The following is a 16699-nucleotide window of genomic DNA, read 5'->3' on the forward strand; positions in this document are numbered from 1 at the left end:
TGGGGGTTTTTTTATGGGCCAATATTACAAAAGGTCTTTCCCTCAGAAATATTCCAAACAAAGGTGTAAGTCTAAACACGCTTTATCGTCTTATCGCAGATAGAACAAGATGATTTATGAAGTTTGCCTTATTTCTTACCTCTTTACTTATCCTAAGCTTATCCTATACAGGCTATGCACAAGAAACTACCGGAAGCCTAGAAGGCCGTATCACCGATGCCCACAACCAACCTATTGCCTTTGCAACGGTATTGATCGTAGACACGGCTACCAATGCCAAATATGGTGCCATTAGCACCGAAAATGGCCATTATTCCATTCAAAACCTGAGTCCGGGTTCAGCATATAAACTGGAAGCTTCCTTTATAGGTTATCGAAATTTTGAATTAGAACCGGTTACCATTTATTTGGGAGAGGTAACTAGGCATCAAATTCAACTTCAAGAAAGCTCATTGGACTTAGACGAGGTAATAGTAACCGCAGCTGAAGGCCAATCCAAAGGAAACTTTACAGTTTTAAATAAAAAGGCCATCGATAGAACCCCTACCATTAATCGTGGGATTCAAGACCTCACCCGAAACATACCCCAAAACAATCTCAATTCTTTTGCGGGGGCCAGTAATCGTTTTAACAACCTCAATATTGATGGTATCGCCAATAATGATGTGATTGGTTTTCAGGAGCCTGCCAGTGGCGCGGCTGGTTCTGCGGCCAACGGAACACCAGGGAGCCTCTCCCAAAGTCAACCTATTGGTTTTGGGGCCATTAAACAACTCTCCGTAAAACTAAGTCCGTTCGATGTCTCTGTGGGCAATTTTAATGGGGCCAATGTAAATGTGGTTACCAAAAACGGTACCAATACGCTCAGTGGAGAGGTTTATGGTTTTGGGAACAATCAGGTTTTGGTGGGCAAGTATGCCGATGGAGTCGCCCAAGATAGAAGCGGATTCTATGACTATCAGTGGGGCTTGGGTATCGGAGGTCCAATACTAAAGGATAAACTGTTTTTTTATTTGAATTTTGAACAGGGAGCCTCCAAAAATCCAGTATTGAACGCCCCGGGTTCGGCGAACTCGAATATCTCCTTAGATGATGTAACCCGAATTTCGGAACATTTACAAAATAACTATCAGTATGATCCTGGGACTTATGAAAGTGCGCAATTGCGAACATCAAGTACCAAACTTTTTACCCGATTGGATTATAATCTTTCCCAAGTACATAAGCTCACCCTTCGGAACAATTTTGTGGATAGTTATGCAGATAACCTGGAATGGAACAGCAGTATTTTCAATTTTGGGAACCAGGGCTATCGACATAATAGCAAGGCCAATAGTTTGGCGCTGGAACTAAAATCGAATTTTCAGAATAATTGGACCAACAACCTAACCCTAGGGTATAATACCGTACAGGAAAACAGGACTTTTAACGGACGGGTTTTTCCGCATATCCAAATCGCTTCCAATGCTACCAATCGTATTTTTGCCGGTACCTATCGCGAAGCATCTGTATATAATACCGATTTTTCCACAATTCAAATGGCCAATAAACTTACCCGAACCTTAGGGAAGGGACATTTGACCTTTGGTGGACTTTTTCAATACAACAAGGTGGATTATGGATTTCTTTCGGCTTGGAATGGTCGTTGGGAGTATGCCTCCGTAGATGACTTTCTGGCTGACCAGCCTAGAAGGGTCCGTGGGGTGTACCATGTATCGAACAACGACTACGATTTCGTGTCTAACCGTCCATCAGCCTCTATCGGGATTATAGAATCGGCCCTGTATTTACAATACAAAACCCAATGGAACGATAGATTCAATACTCAGTTTGGGTTACGAATGGATGGGCAATTTTTAACGGAACCCATCCCTATAGCGCCAGAAGTTTTGAATACCCCGGAATTCAGTCATTTTACCAACGAAATATCGAAAAAACCACAATTGAATCCTCGCTTTGGTTTCAGTTATGCCTTGGATGCCGATAAAAATTATACCCTAAAAGGAGGCACGGGATTGTTTTCTGGGCGTATTCCGTATCTGTGGTTTGCCTATGCCGAGTATATCTCAGGAACTGAATATTTGAATATAGATTTGAGGCCAACGGAAAGTTTGGAGTTAACCGAAAACCTAGGAGAATTGCAAAACCAACAGCCCAATCTTACCGAAATAAACCTGATAGATACCGATTTTACCTTTCCTCGTGATTGGAAAAGTACCTTGGCCTTGAATGTAAATCTGCCCAACCAATGGAAATTTAACCTCGAAGGGAGTTATACCAAGGTAATTGAAGGCCTGTTTTTCAAATCTATAAACCGTAAAGAAGTTTTTGAAACCTACGACGGAGCCGATAATAGGCGCTACTATAGCCTGCCGAGTGATGAAATAAAGGTCAACCCCAATTTCACCAATGTATTCGTATTGTCCAATACCAATAAAGGCTATCGATACAATCTAAGCTTTGGGCTGGACAAAACTTGGGGCAAATATGTGGGCTATCTGGGGTATACCTATGGGAAGAGTAAAGATGTTTCGAGTACGGTACGCAATTCGCCAGCGGCCAATTATGAATGGAACCAGGCGATTTTCGGTAATGACCCGGAATTGGCCTATTCCAATTTCGACCTAAGACATCGCATAGTTTCTACCCATAGTTATGAGTTCGATTTAGGTACGAAAAGTTCCCTTCTAGGCTCTCTTTTATATACGGCTAGGTCAGGAAGCCCGTATTCTTTCGTTTATCAGGGCGATGTAAACCGAGATGGTTCTTCACGTAACGATTTGGTATTCGTTCCTGCACAGCAAAACGACATACAACTGGTTCCCATAACCGATAGCGATGGTAATGTGGTGGTGACTCCCGAAAGCCAGTGGCAAGCCCTGGATGCCTATATTGAAGCTAATGGGTACCTTCGGGAAAGACGAGGGACTTACGCTGAAAGAAACGGGGCCAAAACCCCTTGGAACCATCAATTGGATATGAAATGGGTGTATTCTAAACGATTGGGCAAAGGTCAACGGCTTTCGGTGTCTTTGGATATGTTCAATGTGTTCAATTTTATCAATAAAGATTGGGGGCGCCTGGTGTATGTACCCAATGTATTGAATTCGAGTTTTAGCCTATTGCGGTTTGCAGGTGTGGCCAACAATGTACCCCAATACCAGTTCAATATCGATCCCAACGATCAACCCTGGTTGATCGATACCGAAAGCTCGCGTTGGAAAGCCCAATTCGGAATCACTTATGCCTTTTAGCAGTCGACTTTGGGTTACCTTTGCCAAAATAAATTGACGTGGATCAAATCGACCCCAAAGAAGAACGCCTGAATGTTATCACCCATGCCCTTGGTGCCATTTTGGCGGCCATTGGTTTTGTCTTATTGTTGGTAAAAAATTCAAATAAAACCGAGTATGCTACCCTGGCCGTGGTATTGTTCGGTCTTTCGGCGGTTATCCTGTTCACATATTCTACCCTTTACCATGCCGCCTCCGGGGCCATGATTCGTAGAAAATGGCGCATTATGGACCATGTGTCCATTTATTTGCTAATTGCGGGTACCTATAGCCCCATGGCCTTGATTTCGCTGGAACAAGGTAACGGCTGGCTGATTTTTGGGATAGTTTGGACCATTGCGCTGATTGGGGCTATTCTAAAACTATTTTTTACGGGAAGGTTCGGAAAAATCTCCCTGGCCTTGTATTTGGCCATGGGCTGGCTGGTGGTTTTCGATTTCAAGAACCTAAAGGAGGGGTTGAGTGCTACCGGATTGGAACTTATCTTTTTAGGCGGCGCTTTTTATACCCTAGGCGCCGTATTTTATGCGATTAAGAAAATTCCCTATAACCACGCTATATGGCATGTATTCGTTTTGGCCGGTTGGGCCAGTCATTGGGCCGCGATTTATTTTGAGGTGGTTTAACTCGATAATCGAGATTAGATTTGGGGTAATCGGTATTCCAGGTTTGAAGCCAAAACTCGAAGCTCGAATTAGTTTTGAAGGGTAGAACTCACTGCAATAACTCCCTATAATCCTCAAAAAAAGCTTCCATCTTATCCATATTGTCTTTGAGGAACAACATAGTCTCTTGCCAAGTGTCTTTATTGTGGATGCAAACTCCATTTAACCGAATGTATGCCCGAGAGATTTCCTTTCCGTTTGGAAGAATGAAATAATCTTCGAAAACCAATTCGGGAAGGGTTTCTTGCATTACGGTTCTTAGGCTTTCGACCTTTTCCCAGAGTTCGATTCGGCGTTCCAAGGGCACATCGCTAATCTCCAGGGCCACCTCAGCCTTTTTTAAATCGAAATGGAAGCGGAAGGCCAAGCCTTTGATCTTGGTATTGTACAACAACCATTTCCTAGGGAACGATTTTCCGAAGGAGATCCAAAAGTCTTGGCGTAGTTTTTTCGAAGCTTCCTTGCTGAACATTACAACAGATATGCGGTTCCCATTCCGAGCAGGATTACCACTAATTTTTGAAGGTTAAAACTGTGCCCCTCCGAACTTTCGAATAAGATAATGGTCGAAATGTGCAGGAATACCCCAATGGTAAGGGCCGTAATCTGGTTTTTGAATTCCAACAAGAAAGGGGCTTCATGGGCCACAAAGCTGCCCAAGGGGGTCATACCGGCAAACAATAGCATAAAGGCGAGCATACGCGGCATACCAACCTGGGCCGAGCGCAGATACACCCCTAAAATAAAGGCTACCGGAATTTTATGGATCATTATGCCATAGACCAATGAGCCGTGGTCGTGCAAGGGTAGGCCTTCTATAAAGGAGTGGATACATAGGCTTATGGTGAGGGCCAGCGGAAAACGGGCGCTGGCTTCCTGCATATGCACATGACCGTGTTCGGCCCCTTTGGAAAAGAATTCCAAAAATATCTGGATCAATATCCCTAGGATTATGAAAACCCCAATGGTTTTGGGAGAACCCGAAACATAAACCTCAGGTAGAAGTTCGAATAACGTAAGTGCCAACAGAAAGGCACCACTGAAAGCAAGTAGTAACTTAAGGCTTCCTTGTTTTTTCAAGGTAATCCATCCCGAAAGTAAAAAGCCGATGAATACGGCCAAAAAAGGTAATAAATAGGTCATGTATAAATGAAATTACCACGAATGCAGTGCACAAAAATACTGTATTTTTGCCGCATGGAAGGCAATTTCAAAATGATGGCCAAAACCTTTTATGGGTTTGAGGAAATATTGGCCAAAGAACTGCGGAACCTGGGCGCCATGAACGTGAAAGCCGGGGTGCGGGGGGTAACCTTTGAAGGGGATACCGGTTTTATGTATAAGGCCAACCTTTCGCTACGTACGGCCCTTAAGGTGCTAAAACAACTAAAATCATTTCCGGTAAACGATGTAAATGATCTTTATCGGAAAATCTACCAAATCGATTGGAGCCGTCATTTTTCGGTAGACCATACCTTTGCCATAAGCTTTACGGGGCGTTCGCAGGGTATTGATAATACGGTATTTGCGGCTCAAAAGATCAAGGATGGTATCGTGGATCGTTTTCGGGACGACCATGGTAAACGTCCTTCGGTAAATACACGCGAACCTGATTTCCATTTTGTGGTGCATGTGCAAAAAGGCCGTTGTTTCGTTTCCCTCGATAGCTCGGGCAGTTCGCTGCACCATAGGGGGTATAGAACGGCAACCAATATAGCCCCGATCAACGAGGTGTTGGCTGCCGGTATTTTGTTGTTGAGTGGCTGGGACGGACAGTCCGATTTTTTAGATCCCATGTGTGGTAGCGGTACCTTTTTGGTAGAGGCGGCCATGATTGCCTGTAATATTCCGGTAAACATTAACCGAAAAGGCTTTGCCTTTGAAAAATGGCCCGATTTCGATGCCGATCTCTATGAAAAGATATTGGATTCCTGCTGGAAGAAGACCCGGGAGTTCCACCACAAGATTATTGGGTACGATAAGGCCCCTTCGGCCGTAGAAAAGAGTATAGACAATGTCGTAAATGCCAATTTGGATGATTATATCGCCGTACGGCGGCAAGATTTCTTTCAATCGGAAAAACCGGTGGACGGACCCCTGCATATGGTTTTCAACCCACCTTATGGTGAACGTTTGAACATTCAGATGGAAAAGTTTTATGCCCGTTTGGGGGAAACCTTAAAACATGGGTATCCGGGGTCGAAAGTATGGTTCATTACCTCGAATCTGCCGGCTATTAAACATGTGGGGCTTAGGCCGAGTAGAAAAATTAAACTTTTCAACGGCAAACTGGAATCGAGACTATTGCATTTCGAAATGTATGCCGGTAGTAAAAAAGCGAAAAAACAATCTCATGGGACTCAAGACTAAATCGATATTGTACAATTTTTTGGCTTTTGCCCCGACCTATATCATTTTAAGGTGGCTATTCCAGTACTTTTTAACCGAGAATACGCTGGTATATACCTTGGTACCCGCCTTGATTGCCATGGTTCTGGCCCCAAGGTTCAAAGCTGTTAAAACCGAAGCTGGCGAAGGTTTGTTTATGCGATGGACCTTTATTAAAGGGGTTCGCCGCATCGATTAGATTGAGCTATTGTTGGTTGGGAATACGTTAAAAAGACCGGTTTCTATCTGATTATTCCTCCACCTCCTTGGGGGCTTTCTTCTTTTTATACAGCGGTAAAAAATAAGTAAGCGAGTAGTTGTAGGTGGCACCAAAACTACTTTCGTCCGTAACTTTTTGGAAGCCGGGAATCCATAGGTTGGGAAAATTATCGGCTGCCTTATCGTTTACCAAATAGCCGAGACGGATAGAGCCTCCCAAATAGAAATTGGCGAAAAGCTCGGCCTTTATACCCAAAACGGCTTCGATCCATAGGGCATTCAGCCCATCGTGTTTCCCGATTTCGGCAGTGCCTGGAACGAATTCATCAGGGCTCCACACCCGGTTGGAATCGTAAATGCGGTAATTCAAAACTTCTTGGCTATGGGTACTATAGGCCACACGACCGCCAACATGTATCATATTGCTCATACCATACCAATTATCGTACACATTATAATCGACCCCGGCCTTAAAATAGGTGCCCGAGGTGGTATACTCGTATAAAGTGGTTTGGGTATTGTTTTCTTCCGATCCCAAGGTTTCCTGTTGGGTGAACTCCTCCGTACCGAATTCGCCAGCGAGATATAGTTTTTCCTTTAAGCGGTAATCGGCCACAAATTCCAAGCCGGTATAATCCTCATTCAAAAATGAACGTACGATTTTACTTAAATCGATACCGGCCCTTAGTCCATAACGTTCCGATTTGGGTAGGGTATCGCCAACGACTTTGTCTTGGGCATTGACCCAAAGCATACCACAAAGGCAGAGTAGACTAATGAAAGATTTTGACATGGGTATCATTTTCGTTCGTTATTGTATCTACTACCACTTCAATGGAATCTATCCAATTGCCATTGGAACCCAATTCATTCGTTAAATCGTCGGTGACGCCTTCGTAATTAGCAACAAAACCACAGGCCCTGGAAACAAAACGGTCTTTTACCATATAATCAAAAGCGAGTTCATCAATGTTTCCGGTTTCATTGTTCGCATCTTGCGCAGCATTAATAATAAATCGAAACTCGGTTCGCTCTGTGTTTACCTTAAGAGGTAATTCGACTTTATTGAGACTCTGACGGTTTACAAGAATAGTGTCCTTTTCCCCATTTTCACCAATGATACGCAGATTGGGCACCGGAAGCAGATTATCGACATTATCGGTATCGTAAAACTCAATGATCAATCGGGGGGTATCGCCATCGACACAGATATCGTCTTTTTCGCAAGACGCTAGCCAAAATAAGCCACTCAGTAGAACTAGGGCAAGGAGACGTTTTAGCAGCATAGGTTAGGGTTCGATTTTAGGGTTTTCCCGTTTCTCCAAAAGTACGACATTTTCAACATGATGTGTTTGCGGAAACATGTCTACCGTTTGTAGTTTACTTACTTGGTAAATATGGTCCATTAAGGCCAGGTCACGGGCTTGTGTAGCACTGTTACAGCTTACATAAACCACTTTTTGCGGGGCGATCTTCAATATCTGGGCCACCACATCTTTATGCATGCCATCGCGTGGCGGATCGGTTATGATCACATCGGGTATGCCATGGGTATCTAAAAATTCTTGGGTAAAGACCTTTTTCATGTCCCCAACAAAGAATTCGGTATTGTGTATTTGATTGTTTTCAGCATTTACCTTGGCATCGGCAATGGCTTCAGGTACGGCTTCGATTCCAATCACTTTTTTGGCTTTTTGGGCCACGAATTGGGCAATGGTACCCGTACCGGTATACAGATCATAAACCAATTCGTCGCCTTTGAGATCGGCAAAATCGCGAGCTACCTTATACAGTTCATAGGCTTGTTCGGGATTGGTCTGGTAGAACGATTTGGCGGTAATTTTAAATTTTAGGCCCTCCATCTCTTCAAAAATGTGATCCCTTCCGGCAAAGACACGCACGTCTTGATCGTATATGGTATCGTTCTGTTTGGTGTTGATAACATACAACAAGGAGCTAATGGCCGGGAAGGTTTCCTGCAAATAGGTCATTACTTGGTTATGTCCGTCAGGGTCTATTTCACCAAACTGTACTAAAACCATGAGTTCGCCCGTGGTGGCGGTACGTATCATCAGGGTGCGTAATAGCCCTGTATGTTCTCGTGGGTCGTAAAAAGTAAGCCCGTTAGTATGGGCAAAATCGCGAAGTCCGTTTCGTATGTCGTTGGAGGGATCGGGCTGTAAATGACATTTTTTAATATCCAATATCTTGTCCCACATACTAGGGATATGGAAACCCAAAGCGTTTTTGTCGGTTATCTCTAAATCGCTCTCCAATTCTTCTTGTGATAACCAACGTTTGTTGGAAAAGGAGAACTCCATTTTATTGCGGTAGTAGTATTGCTTTTCCGAACCTAAGATCGGAGGCGTTTCGGGTAGGTCTACCCCCCCAATACGTTCTAGATGCTGAACCACCTCTTTTTGTTTAAAGAACAATTGCGAATCGTAGGCCATATGTTGCCATTTACAACCCCCGCAACTGCCAAAATGTTCGCAAACCGGCTCGGTTCGCCTGTCGGAATAGCTATGGAAATGTACGGCCTTGCCCTCAAAATAATTCTTTCGTTTTTTAAAGGTCTGTACATCGACCACATCACCCGGAATGGCGTTGGTCAAAAAAACCACCCTACCATCGGGGGCTTTGGCTACCGATTTTCCTTTGGCCCCGGCATCTACCACTTCCAGTTTTTCGAACAACTGGCGTTTGTTTCTTTTACGCATGGCGCAAAAATAGCTATTTTAAGGGTTTCCCAATCCTAAATAAACCCTAATGACGGTCTGGAATGAATAGCCTTGGGAACCTATGAGCTAAAACACCGTCTATAGTATAAAAGAAGTAGTTGGATTCACGTAAAACCATAGACGCTTGGTTGGTGCAAGAGTATAAAAATGGCCATAAAAAGGCCTTGGGGCTCTTGGTCAAATATTGGCATCCGAAATTATGTAGGCAGGCCTTGTGGTATGTCAAGGATTTACATTTGGCAGAAGATGTGGTTCAAGAAGCTTGGCAGGTAATCATTAATCAAATAATACGCTTACGGGATCCCCACCAATTCGGAAGTTGGGCCTATACCATTGTAACCAATAAGGCTAAAGATGCCTTACGTTTACAGCAAAAGGAACGGGTGAAAATGACGGCCTATTGGAAATCGGAACCCGGAATCGGAATGGAGGCAGAAGGGGATAGCAAGACCATTAAGCTCCAATGGATATTGAAGGCCATAAAGACCTTGCCTTTGGAGCAACAAGAGGTGTTGAACCTGTTTTATCTCGATGCCTACCACATTAAAGAAATAGCACAGATAACCGGGGTAACGGAACCCACGGTAAAGACCCGACTGTTTCGGGGCAGGGAAAAAATCAAAGAACTTTTAAAATCTAGGAAACATGAGCAAGGAAATGGATAAAATCGATAAGCTGATCAAAGAAGCTTTGAGTAAAGAAGAAGCCGCTTTTTATGACGAATTGGAAGAGCAAGGGTTGTTGGCCAAATTAGGGGCCGTTCATAAGGGTAAAATGGGATGGCTGGTTATAATGATGAATTTGGTAACCTTGGCAGCTTTTGTGTTCCTGATCTATTGTGGCATTAGGTTTTTCAACAGCGATCAAACCAACGAGATTATCCGTTGGGGCAGTGGGGCTTTTTTATGTATGATGTTAATGAGTATGATGAAGCTGTATATCTGGCTTCAAATGGATAAAAACGATATCATTCGGGAGTTGAAACGATTGGAATTGCAGCTGGCCGCCATGGCCCATAAAAAGTGAACCGGGCAAGATTAATGCTTGGGTTTCGGTTTGGGGTAGGTACGATTAAAAATAGTACCAACAGCTAGTCTTTGTTCTTTTGGTCTGAGGCCATCAAGTTACGGATGACCGTGAATGGATGTTGATGTGCCTCTAAAAATATTTTGTAATTTGCGCCTTCTTAGGGATGATTTCTCTCCTACGCTGAATTTCCGAGCTCTCGGAAGGATAAAGGTACAGCAGGAATAGTAGTTTTATTCACATTAACTTTTATTTAGAATGGCAGTTTTAGAACATTTGACATCGCAAGATGCCATGGCTTTGGAGAATCGGTATGGTGCCCACAATTATCACCCCTTACCTGTGGTTTTGAGCAAAGGAGAAGGCGTATATGTATGGGACGCCGAAGGTAAACAGTATTACGATTTCCTTTCGGCCTATTCGGCGGTAAACCAAGGGCATTGTCATCCCAAGATCGTTGGGGCCCTTACCGAACAGGCCCAAAAATTGACCTTGACCTCAAGGGCTTTTTACAACGATATGTTGGGGCGTTACGAAAAATACGCTACCGAGACCTTTGGTTTCGATAAGCTTTTACCCATGAATACCGGGGCCGAAGCCGTAGAAACCGCTTTGAAGCTTTGTAGAAAATGGGCTTATGAGAAAAAGGGTATAGCCGAAAATGAGGCACAAATCGTGGTTTGTACCAATAACTTTCACGGGCGTACCACTACCATCGTTTCTTTTAGTAACGACCCTGTGGCCCGCAAGAATTTTGGTCCATTTACCAATGGCTTTATAAAAATCGAGTACAATGACTTAGAGGCTTTGGAAAAGGCCCTGGAAAGCGATAAAAATATTGCTGGTTTCTTGGTGGAACCTATTCAAGGTGAAGCTGGGGTGTACGTACCTTCAGAAGGTTACCTAAAAGGCGCCAAAGCCTTGTGTGAAAAACACAATGTGCTGTTTATTGCCGACGAGGTACAGACCGGGGTGGCCCGTACGGGACAACTTTTGGCCGTGGATCACGAAGATGTAAAACCCGATATTCTTATTTTGGGCAAGGCCTTAAGTGGTGGGGTATATCCGGTTTCCGCCGTTTTGGCCAACGACCCAATTATGGAGGTGATCAAGCCCGGAAACCATGGTAGTACCTTTGGGGGTAACCCTATTGCTGCGGCTGTGGCCATGGCCGCCCTTGAAGTCGTGAAAGAAGAAGGTCTGGCCGAAAATGCCGAACGTTTGGGGCAATTGTTCCGTTCAGAAATGGACAAGTACATCGCTACCAGCGCTATCGTAAAATTGGTGCGTGGTAAAGGTTTGTTGAATGCCATCGTTATCGATGATACCGAAGAAAGTGAGACCGCCTGGAATATCTGTGTGGCCTTAAAGGAAAATGGTCTTTTGGCCAAACCGACCCATGGCAATATCATTCGTTTTGCACCGCCTTTGGTAATGGACGAGACGCAGTTGATGGATTGCGTTAGAATAATTACCGAGACCTTACAAGGTTTTGAGCGGTAATTGTTATACAGTAACTAAAGTCAAAATGCCACTGAGGATTATTCTTTGGTGGCTTTTTGTTTTAAAGGCATAATCGGCGACTTCAAATCCTGTAAATCTTCCGGTTTAATCCCTTTTTTGTATCCGTCAAAGCTAAATTTAGATGGGGTGTAGGGCCCTACAAAATCGATATTCAGGTTGGGCTTGATCGCTTTTTCCATACCCAAGGCCCAAAAGTGGGCGTTGATCAACAACCTTCTAAAGTCGTCGTTTAAGATATCTTCCGAGGCCCCATGGGTGGTGGTAAATACTTTTCCCTTGGCGCCATTGTCCATCGAATAGGTACGGGTCCAGACTACGGGCATTTCCCTTTTGCTGGTATCTTTGGGCGACTCGGGGGTCATGCCATTAAGGATGCGGCCAAGGGCCAAAACTTCGAGGTCCGGACCAATAGGCCAGGCCCTATACCCACCGCACTGTACCCAGGGTTGGGTAACCCCACTTAAAATAGGATGTGCTTTTTGGGACTCCTCTAGGATCAAAAGTGACGATTGTTCGTGATTTTTACCATAATGCCCTACCCAGGTTTCTCCGAGTATGCGCTCGCCAAAGCCCCCTTTCCAAGTCGTTTTATCCCCTTTGTATTGGAAATCGTAATGGTTCCAAGTTTGGTTTTCCTTGTTTTTGAAGGCATGGGTGCTGGTACGTAGCCCGATTACCGGTCCGCCCCGTTCCAAATAATCGTTCAAATGTTGCATTTGCGTATCGGGGAAATCCGCGAAACGCACGAACATGACCATAAGGTCGGCTTCTTTTAAGGCCTCGAAGCCGGCTATGTTGGAGCTACCCGGATGTATGTTCCCGTCAGCGTCCAATGCCCAAATCACGGTACATTCAAAGCCGTGGTGCTCGGCGAGTATGCGGGCCAAGGCAGGTAAGGTTTCTTCACCCCGGTATTCGTGGTCCGAGGCGATGAAAACTATTTTTTTACCTAGGCCCGGACCTGTGGAGCCCTTATAGGTTATACTATGTTTGTTCTGGGCGTTTCCTAGGGTAAAGCCCAATATCGTAATGAGTAATACTAAGTTTTTCAAGTTATTTCGGTTTGGTTAAAGAACTGCTTTTTCAAGTAGGGTTATAAGACCCGTATTTGCATCTAATCGGGCTTGTATTCCAATGGGTAGGGTCTGGTTGTGTTTTATATGTCCAAAACTGAGTCCGTAGGCTACAGGGATACCCATGGGCCCGAGTCTATCGCGTATCACTTCTTTTAGGCTAAACCCATCGCTGTTTGGCTTTTTGTCACAATCGTTAAAAATGCCTAGAGCTATTCCGGCAGCCTTATGAAAGCTCGGGGTCTGTAGCAATTGTGTAAGCATGCGGTCTATACGATAAGGAGCCTCACCCACATCTTCTAATAAAACGATGGCATTGGTAAAGTCGATTTCGTATGGGGTGCCGATCATGGCGTTGATCAAGGTGAGACTACCACCCACAAGTTTTCCGGTGGCTTGCCCACCAGTAACCGTATAGGGTGTATAGGCTTCCGGTAGCTCTTTCTCATTCTCGGGGATCTCGAATTCGGCATTGTCCAAAGTCAATGGAGCCGTCGGTTCAAAAAGTGTTTTCTCTACCCATTTTAAACTAAAAGGGTCGTCAATGGTACTGCCCACCGGACCGTGGAAACCTATGAGGCCTGTTTTTTGGTGTATCCCATTCAACAAGGCGGTTACATCGCTAAAACCCAGTAAGATCTTAGGTAATAGTTTTATCTGGTCAAAATCGATTAGCGGAAGAATACGAGTACAGCCATAGCCACCACGGGCGCACAAAATAGCATCGATATCGGGGTTGGCGAACATTTCGTTTAAGTCGGTAGCTCTTTCGGTATCGGTATTACTGAAATAGCCCGTTTTATTAAGAATTCTATGTGTATGTACAGGAACCAATCCTAAGTTACGGAGTACTTGGCTCGCACTATCCAAGATTTCGGGGGTTATTGCAAAACCAGGGGCTATTAAACCTACCGTATCCCCTTTTCGTAGACGTTTGGGTTTTAGGGAGGGTACACTTTCCAGACTATCAAACCCCATAAGGCTAGGTGTTACCATACCTATTGCTCCTGCAGCGATACTTTTTTTAAGGAAATCCCTTCGTTGCCCCATTTTCGGTTTTGGGCATGAAGATACGTAAATCAGGGTATACTATTGCCTTGGCGGGCCGTACGTTTTAATTGCCGTTGTATTTTACGAATGGCCGATTCAATGCTTTTTTCAGGTTCAATTATATTGTACTCACCCCAAAATTGTGGATCGGAAAAACCAATGGCTTCGTCGCTAAGGATAATGGATTGTTTTAAACGGTCTTTCGCCTTCGGAATTTCGCCACTGGTGTTTGGTCGCCAGTCGGTAATGGCCATTTCGGCATTCATACGATAGGGCGAGCTAAAGAGTTTGTTGTCCCATTTTACACGGAATTCGAGTACCACGTTACTATACCCGTAATACCATCTGCCGGCTTTTTCCCTATAATCTACACGGTAGGCCACATCGGTAGGCCAAACCTTAACATCTCTGGGCTTTTTACGGACGAATAAAGCCGCAGCCCGGTTTTTGTCGGTAATATTCAATGCATAAACCGCAGAGGTTAGAATCTTTTTTTCGGCATCTATATACAAAGTACCTCGGTACAAGGGGTCGCTGACCTCGGGTTTTTGATTAAAATCGATTATGTATATCAGTTTATTGTTTATTTGGGTAGACCCTTTAAAACTGAAATCATAGTAATCTAAACTACCCTCTGAGAAGACATAATCTGGGTATTTTACTAAATCCACGAATAGGGTATTAAAGGGCCCACCCTGTAGTTTAAGAGCAAGGGTGTCTAATTTGGTGTAGTCTGTACTCTTACGGGCTTTGTACAATTCTATTTTATCTTTTCGAATACTACCATAGGGGGCTTTGTGTATGTTTACCACGGCCTCGGATAACGAAACGTTCTTTTTCCTTTTTTTTATGGTTTCTCGATAAAAGGCGGTCATTACCGTTTGCTGGGAAAAATAATTCTCCCCTCTTTTTTTAAGGGCTTCCTCAAAAAGCCCACGGGCATCTTTAGGGGCACTTATATTCACACCTGATAGCTCTGTAATGGAAACGTTCAAAGCAATTTTACCGTTTTCCCGGTCTAAACTCGATAGGGGAATGTTCTCATTGGTATAGCCCAAAAAAGAAACGGTAATACTTCCATTTTCAGAAGAAGTTGGGACCTTTAATAAATACTCGCCTTCGGTATTGGTAATGGTGCTTACGTTGGTGCCATCTAGGCTTAAAGTGGCAAATACCAAGGCTTTTTTCGTTTTTTGGTCGGTAACCTTACCACTGAATTGTATAAATTCGGTGTTTTGCGACCAACCCAATCCGGCGGCAAGAATAATCAGTAGGTAAACCAAGTGTTTTTTTAGGATAGGAATTATAGTTGCCATGGCCTTTCTCTTTTAGTCTAATTTAATGAAAACGTAACGTTTCCCCAAAAATGAGTAGGCCAGGGGCTGTTTTCCTTACATCCTTTAAGGGTATAGGAAGTTTTTCGTTTTATACTTGCTGCTTTTCAGTGAATTGGTATGACACCAAAAGAGTGATGTTTAAGCAAGTTAAGCTATTGTTCCTTATGCCATGGGGGTTCCTTTCAAGTGTAGGGTGAACTCTCGTTTTGTATTCAATCGCTGTAATCAGAAACTAAAACAGGTTCTAAAGCTGCTGTGATTTTTATTAATATTATATTTCAAGGCCATACAAACTTCATGGTTTATTGGGATAGTATCTTTTTCCTTTTCTGGGAACATGATTCAAAATACTGCGTTAAAATCGGTTATAGCTTACCATTTAATACATTTTAAATCGGGTAATATTGAGTTCAATCTGTTATTGTTCTTAATGAACTTGTTTACAATAATTACCAAAGCGTAAAAATTATAAATGAGTTCATATAGAATATAGAACTTTTATATTTTTGTCTTAATGGATTCATCAAAAATTGTGGCCCCAAAAGTTTCTGTGATCATTAGCACGTATAATGCGGAAGCTTGGCTGCAAAAAGTACTGTATGGCTATAACTGCCAAATTTTTCGCGATTTTGAAGTGGTTATAGCAGACGATGGATCTGGGCCTAAAACCAAGGCATTGTTACAACAGCTACAACAAGAGGTTTTTTATCCCATTGTACATGTTTGGCAAGAAGATGAAGGGTTTCAAAAATCGAGGATACTGAATAAAGCGGTTTTGGCCTGTAATGCACCCTATATAATTATGAGCGATGGCGACTGTATTCCGCGTAACGATTTTGTAGGGGTACACCATGAGCATAAGAAACCCGGCTATTTTATTTCTGGTGGCTATTATATGCTTACTATGGGGGTTTCGCAAGAGATTACCCAGGCTGATATTGAGGCACAACGGTGTTTTAATGTGGCGTGGTTAAGGGAAAGGGGTATGCCCAAGTCTTTTAAAGATAGAAAGTTGACCTCGAAAGGTTTTGCCTCTACATTGTTAAATAGTGTTACCCCAACCAATGCGAGTTGGAATGGACATAATGCCTCGGGTTGGAAGACAGATATCCTTAAAATAAATGGCTTTGACGAACGTATGCAGTATGGCGGTCAAGATCGTGAACTGGGCGAAAGGCTGTTCAATTTAGGATTGAAATCGAAGCAGTTGAGATATACTGCGGTCGTTATTCATTTAGATCATAAAAGAGGCTATAAAACGCCAGAGTCGATCGCTAAAAATAAAGCGATACGAAAAGAAACGCGGAACCAGAAAAAGGTTTGGACCGATTTCGGCATCTCCAAATAAGGGAGTAACCTTGGTTTTACCTCAAATTTCGCATT

General features: G+C 43.6%; 16 protein-coding genes. 8 read left to right on the plus strand and 8 right to left on the minus strand.

Annotated elements, in window-relative coordinates:
* The first annotated feature begins 116 nt into the window (after positions 1-116).
* A complete protein-coding gene (locus B7P33_RS17720; RefSeq protein WP_097443575.1) occupies positions 117-3254 on the plus strand; it encodes a TonB-dependent receptor in 3138 nt (1045 codons plus the stop codon).
* Positions 3255-3292: 38 nt separating this feature from the next.
* Entirely contained in the window at positions 3293-3919 is a 627-nt protein-coding gene (trhA, locus tag B7P33_RS17725; protein ID WP_097443576.1) for a PAQR family membrane homeostasis protein TrhA, read from the plus strand.
* Between the two features lie 88 nt (positions 3920-4007).
* Here trhA and B7P33_RS17730 read toward each other — a convergent pair whose 3' ends face one another.
* A complete protein-coding gene (locus B7P33_RS17730; RefSeq protein WP_097443577.1) occupies positions 4008-4430 on the minus strand; it encodes a DUF4268 domain-containing protein in 423 nt (140 codons plus the stop codon).
* A complete protein-coding gene (locus B7P33_RS17735; RefSeq protein WP_097443578.1) occupies positions 4430-5101 on the minus strand; it encodes a ZIP family metal transporter in 672 nt (223 codons plus the stop codon). The genes B7P33_RS17730 and B7P33_RS17735 overlap by 1 nt, the downstream gene beginning before the upstream one ends.
* 54 nt (positions 5102-5155) lie before the next feature.
* On the opposite strand from B7P33_RS17735, the gene B7P33_RS17740 reads away from it, so the two are divergent.
* Positions 5156-6328, plus strand: coding sequence for a THUMP domain-containing class I SAM-dependent RNA methyltransferase (locus tag B7P33_RS17740; protein WP_097443579.1), 1173 nt, complete (start codon positions 5156-5158; stop codon positions 6326-6328).
* On the plus strand, positions 6312-6545 hold the full coding sequence (locus tag B7P33_RS17745) for a hypothetical protein (protein ID WP_141402509.1): 234 nt from the start codon (positions 6312-6314) through the stop codon (positions 6543-6545). Before B7P33_RS17740 ends, B7P33_RS17745 begins: the two co-directional genes overlap by 17 nt.
* Positions 6546-6596: 51 nt before the next feature.
* Here the strand turns inward: B7P33_RS17745 and B7P33_RS17750 are convergent, their stop codons facing one another.
* Genes B7P33_RS17750 through rlmD form a run of 3 tightly spaced genes read right to left on the minus strand, consistent with a single transcriptional unit; the run spans position 6597 to position 9285 of the window.
* A complete protein-coding gene (locus B7P33_RS17750) occupies positions 6597-7358 on the minus strand; it encodes a DUF6048 family protein (RefSeq protein ID WP_245871833.1) in 762 nt (253 codons plus the stop codon).
* A complete protein-coding gene (locus B7P33_RS17755; protein WP_097443582.1) occupies positions 7339-7851 on the minus strand; it encodes a DUF6452 family protein in 513 nt (170 codons plus the stop codon). The genes B7P33_RS17750 and B7P33_RS17755 overlap by 20 nt, the downstream gene beginning before the upstream one ends.
* Positions 7852-7854: 3 nt before the next feature.
* Positions 7855-9285 carry a 23S rRNA (uracil(1939)-C(5))-methyltransferase RlmD gene (gene rlmD / locus B7P33_RS17760; protein WP_097443583.1) on the minus strand — a complete coding sequence of 477 codons (1431 nt, stop codon included), beginning with the start codon at positions 9283-9285 and terminating at the stop codon, positions 7855-7857.
* 119 nt (positions 9286-9404) lie between these two features.
* Here rlmD and B7P33_RS17765 point away from each other — a divergent pair, with 119 nt between their 5' ends.
* From B7P33_RS17765 to rocD, 3 genes are all read left to right on the plus strand, one after another.
* Positions 9405-9971, plus strand: a complete 567-nt coding sequence (locus tag B7P33_RS17765) for an RNA polymerase sigma factor (RefSeq protein ID WP_097443584.1) — start codon at positions 9405-9407, stop codon at positions 9969-9971.
* Complete coding sequence (locus tag B7P33_RS17770; protein WP_097443585.1) at positions 9952-10332, plus strand: DUF6768 family protein; 381 nt, start codon at positions 9952-9954, stop codon at positions 10330-10332. Before B7P33_RS17765 ends, B7P33_RS17770 begins: the two co-directional genes overlap by 20 nt.
* Before the next feature lie 258 nt (positions 10333-10590).
* On the plus strand, positions 10591-11835 hold the full coding sequence (rocD, locus tag B7P33_RS17775; RefSeq protein WP_097443586.1) for an ornithine--oxo-acid transaminase: 1245 nt from the start codon (positions 10591-10593) through the stop codon (positions 11833-11835).
* Between the two features lie 38 nt (positions 11836-11873).
* Here rocD and B7P33_RS17780 read toward each other — a convergent pair whose 3' ends face one another.
* Genes B7P33_RS17780 through B7P33_RS17790 form a run of 3 tightly spaced genes read right to left on the minus strand, consistent with a single transcriptional unit; the run spans position 11874 to position 15295 of the window.
* Positions 11874-12908: a ThuA domain-containing protein gene (locus tag B7P33_RS17780; protein WP_097443587.1), complete on the minus strand. Its 1035-nt coding sequence runs from the start codon at positions 12906-12908 to the stop codon at positions 11874-11876.
* Between the two features lie 15 nt (positions 12909-12923).
* A complete protein-coding gene (locus B7P33_RS17785) occupies positions 12924-13979 on the minus strand; it encodes a S66 peptidase family protein (RefSeq protein WP_097443588.1) in 1056 nt (351 codons plus the stop codon).
* A gap of 29 nt (positions 13980-14008) precedes the next feature.
* Complete coding sequence (locus B7P33_RS17790) at positions 14009-15295, minus strand: carboxypeptidase-like regulatory domain-containing protein (RefSeq protein WP_097443589.1); 1287 nt, start codon at positions 15293-15295, stop codon at positions 14009-14011.
* Positions 15296-15830: 535 nt separating this feature from the next.
* Here B7P33_RS17790 and B7P33_RS17795 point away from each other — a divergent pair.
* Positions 15831-16664, plus strand: a complete 834-nt coding sequence (locus B7P33_RS17795; RefSeq protein WP_097443590.1) for a glycosyltransferase family 2 protein — start codon at positions 15831-15833, stop codon at positions 16662-16664.
* Positions 16665-16699: the final 35 nt, after the last annotated feature.

The organism is Sediminicola luteus (assembly GCF_002514735.1).
In the GTDB taxonomy this organism is placed as follows: Bacteria; Bacteroidota; Bacteroidia; order Flavobacteriales; family Flavobacteriaceae; genus HQA918.